Annotated in this window: 3 protein-coding genes; all 3 read right to left on the bottom strand. The window is 41.5% G+C overall.

Annotated elements, in window-relative coordinates; genetic code table 11:
• A partial coding sequence (locus Q0Y54_RS12050; protein ID WP_297968367.1) for an ATP-binding protein occupies positions 1–2,716 on the bottom strand: 2,716 nt, incomplete at its 3' end.
• A gap of 91 nt (positions 2,717–2,807) precedes the next feature.
• Positions 2,808–3,593: a PleD family two-component system response regulator gene (locus tag Q0Y54_RS12045; RefSeq protein WP_297968364.1), complete on the bottom strand. Its 786-nt coding sequence runs from the start codon at positions 3,591–3,593 to the stop codon at positions 2,808–2,810.
• Between the two features lie 26 nt (positions 3,594–3,619).
• Positions 3,620–3,808 (bottom strand): hypothetical protein, encoded by a 189-nt coding sequence (locus tag Q0Y54_RS12040; RefSeq protein WP_297968362.1) that lies wholly within the window; start codon positions 3,806–3,808, stop codon positions 3,620–3,622.
• Positions 3,809–4,000: the final 192 nt, after the last annotated feature.

The raw sequence follows: 4,000 nt of genomic DNA, 5'->3' as shown, positions 1-4,000 counted from the left end.
GACGGCTATCAATAGGCTTAGTGATATAATCATCAAAGCCAGCCTTAAAATATTCCTCCCGTGCACCAGCCACTGCATTGGCCGTAAGAGCAATAACCGGCGTATTGGCATTTGGACAATCCGTCAGTTTTTTCAGCTCCGTTAATGTTTCTATGCCATCCATTCCTGGCATACGATGGTCAAGGAATATGGCATCATAGGTATTTTCTTTAACCATATCTATACATTGATAACCGCTTACGGCAGTATCAAGCTGAATTTGGGTACGTTTTAAAAGTCCCTTGACTACCGTCAGATTCATTTCTGTATCATCCACAACCAATATCCGTGCCTCAGGCGCCACAAAGGATTGGTTATCGTTATGACGTTCAGCCTGACTGCGACGATAGGCTTCCTCATAATTTCCCATAGCTGTCCAATTAAGAACCTTTTGTTTCACCTCAAATGAGAAGCATGAACCCTCGCCATAGGTACTGGTTACCTCCAAATGACTATCCATCATGGAAAGCAGCTTTTGAGTAATATTCATGCCCAACCCAGTACCCTCAACAGTACGATTGCGTTCTTCCTCAATACGTTCAAAGGCCCGGAACAGTTTATGTATGTCCTCTTCCTTAATCCCAATTCCCGTATCAGTAACTGCCACCTTTAACAGGACTTCATCATCTGATAGCTTCTCCCAATTTACGCTCAGTGTAACACTGCCCTTTTCAGTGTATTTTACTGCGTTGGTCAGAATATTTGTAATAATCTGACGCAGGCGAAGCTCATCACCCAAAAGCATACTTGGCAAATCCTGAGCTGCCTTAACAATAAATTTTAATCCTTTTTTAGCTACTCGACCAGCTATCATATTTACCAAGTCATTTAATATTGAGCTGGTGGCATATTCAGCGGGAATAAGCTCAAACTTGCCTGCCTCAATTTTGGAAAAGTCCAAAATATCATTTATCAGCCCCAATAACGTTGTACCAGCCGTACGAATATTTTCCGCATACTCCCTTATAGTATTATCAGTGGCTTCCCGCAATATCATTTCATCCATACCGAGGATAGCGTTAATTGGGGTGCGAATTTCGTGGCTCATGTTGGACAAAAAATCGCTTTTGGCCTGATTGGCGGCCTTGGCCTGTTCGGCCATTTCCTTAAAATCCTTGTTGGACTGAGTGAGCTCCTGAGTCATGGCATCCAAGAAGGTTGCCATTCTGGCTGCCAAAGGAATAACTTTGTGTTTCTCCTTTTGTGGAACTAAAGGATGGCATACGCAATGGTCAGATTGCTCACCCTCCCGAAAGCCAATGGCGATAAGTGCGCTGTTAAGAATTCCCCCTTGACCATGATTGAAGTAAATCTCCGATGTACCATAATTTACTATCAATTGAGGCACAAAACGCCGATAAAAGCCAAGCTCCTCATCGGCAGTCTTGTTTAAAAACATGGTGCGGTTGCCACAGATGGTCAAGAAAATTCCTTCTGGAGCGAAATCACACATTTTATCGCTGTATTTTGCAGTTTTATGCAAAAGCTCAGCTGGAACAGCATAGGTAAGTCGGACCTTTTCTCCCTGATGAATGTCACCATTGAAATATATCCGTCCCTGGTCATCATGGATAGGTGGAACCCGGGCAATAAGACAACCGTTTCGCTCAATTACCAAAGGGAACTCAGCAATGTTGAAAATAAAATTTTCATCAGGAAGAACCTTTAGGTAATGGTAATAGACATCAGTCGCCGGAAAATCATCCAAACGGGCAATACAGTTCGTCCCAATTGCTTCAGTAATGGTCAGCTCTTTACCAAGAGGCTTCCAGCCTAGTACATAATCCCCCTGAACATGTAAATCATCACCATAAAAAATGGCAACAACAATCCCCAGAGAAATGGTCTTATCTCCGATAATGAACTGACTTTCCTGCTTATTGTGCATATCCATTAGCAGAAGGTTTTTGCTGGCAGACTTTACTTCAGTTATTTTCCCAAAGGTTCCGGCAGAGGCGCCAAAAAAAACGATATTTTCATTGCCGCTTACCATGTTATTAAAAAAGGTAGTAAACTCCGTTCCCATACAGCTGCAATAAACAGCAGCTGCTTTGGCATTAGGGTATGCAGCAATTAATTCTCCAAATTTTTTTCCCTCCTGTGCATAATCAGTAGGAGCACCTTCTATTTGAAGGAGCTTTATTTCAGAATGTATGAAGAAATTGGCACTTATTACAAGAGATTCTGTATCATTGGTATACTCAAACAGGGTTTCGGTTATACCAGTTACAACAGCCTCAGGCAATACCTCTTTTATACGAGTGAGTATATGTTCAGCCAGAGCTCCATTCATCCCACGAAATATGAGATGAAGGTACAACGTTTTGGTATTCATGGTATTACAGAGATTCTTTATATCAGTTAAATTGTCATTTAGCTCCTGCCACCATTTTTCCCGGACAAGCTTTTCTTTGAACAGCCGATTCTTTACGTCGGCTATAACCTTGTCAAAATCATCAATTATTTCCTGTTTTTGGGGATTATCCTTTAAAACGTGTTCCCGAACCCGATCCCTTATGGAAATAAGTGTTTCATTGAGCTTTCGCTTTTCCTGAGATTTTTTTTCCTTTTTTCTTAAACGTTCCTCTACATCAGCCAAAACCGTATTTATATCCTGCCACCTATCATCATTTTCATGGCCTGATTCCTTATATACAATATATTTTCGTTGAAGCATGTTACGGTGCCTCCTTGGTTTTCTTCAATAAACGTTGATTTTGAAAACGCCCCTGCATAACACAAGGGCGGAAGGTTTCCAATTTCATATATTATAATACATTGGACTCATGAAGCTTTTTGAATTTTTGTTTCTCAAAGAAATCATCTACAGCAGCCAACAGGCGGCCTCGTTCCATGTTCTTCAAAAGGTATCCATCAGGCTTTAAGGCCAATACCTTCATTACACTTTCCTGATCATCCTTGCCTGTCAAGAAAATAACCGGTATGGAATCTACCTTGGATTCACTTCTGATCATTTCCAGCACCTGAGGGCCAGAGGTTACGGGCATCTCATAATCCAGCAGGATTAAGTCCGGCGTATTGTCGGCAATGTACATGAGGGCCTGAATGCCAGAGGTAACAATGGTTACCCGATATTTGGTGGAGAGCCAATCCTTGACCATTTTCAGGAAGGTACTGTCATCGTCTACCAACAAAATACTCTTCCGCTTAGCCAAATCATCATTAGCCTCCAACAACCAATCAGCCTGAGCCACCAGCTTCTTCATATCAAAGGGGCGCTCAAAGCTGGCGGAAATCAGTGGCACCGGAATACTTTGGGTCAGTGTTTCAATTTCAGCGGCAGTACCAATAACCATAAGGAGCTTATCCTCCTCTGTACATATATCTTTTAGATATACCAAGGTATTTGTAATATCGTCCACATAATCGCCCAAATACAATACAAATAAATTTGTATCTTCCTTATGGGCCCCGATATCCTCCATAGTGGGCTCCACTTCCACAACCTTATACCCGGCATCAGTAAAGCTCTTGGCAATGGTCACTACCATAAAGGACTTACCTTTATTTATTAATAAAACTGTTTTTTGCATAGCTATCACTCCTCTGGTCGAATTCGTCATATATCCTTATTCGACATAAATAAAAATTTTCCTGTTTCTGCCGGCTTTACAATCTGTTCAAAAAGAGCAGCCTCCCCCTGGCAATATTCGCCATAAAGCTTCAAGGATCTTCCTACGTACTGGTCCAATTGATTATACATAATCTTGCCATAACGGAACTCATGACAAATATTGAACTGCCACATATATACTTCCTCCAAAAAGCGTTGAACCAGGCCTTTTTCTTTGTTCAACTTATCATATAGGAGATTGTACCATATTTAGGACATATTTAACAAAACAATATAACGAGCTTTAAGATGTCCCCCACCTCTTTAGGTGAGGGAAAACAAACTACAACAGCTGGCGAGCATATCTCCCAGTGCGGACGTATCAAA

The organism is uncultured Anaerovibrio sp., from assembly GCF_947302755.1.
In the GTDB taxonomy this organism is placed as follows: Bacteria; Bacillota; Negativicutes; order Selenomonadales; family Selenomonadaceae; genus Anaerovibrio.
This window is presented reverse-complemented; position numbering and strand designations above follow the sequence as displayed.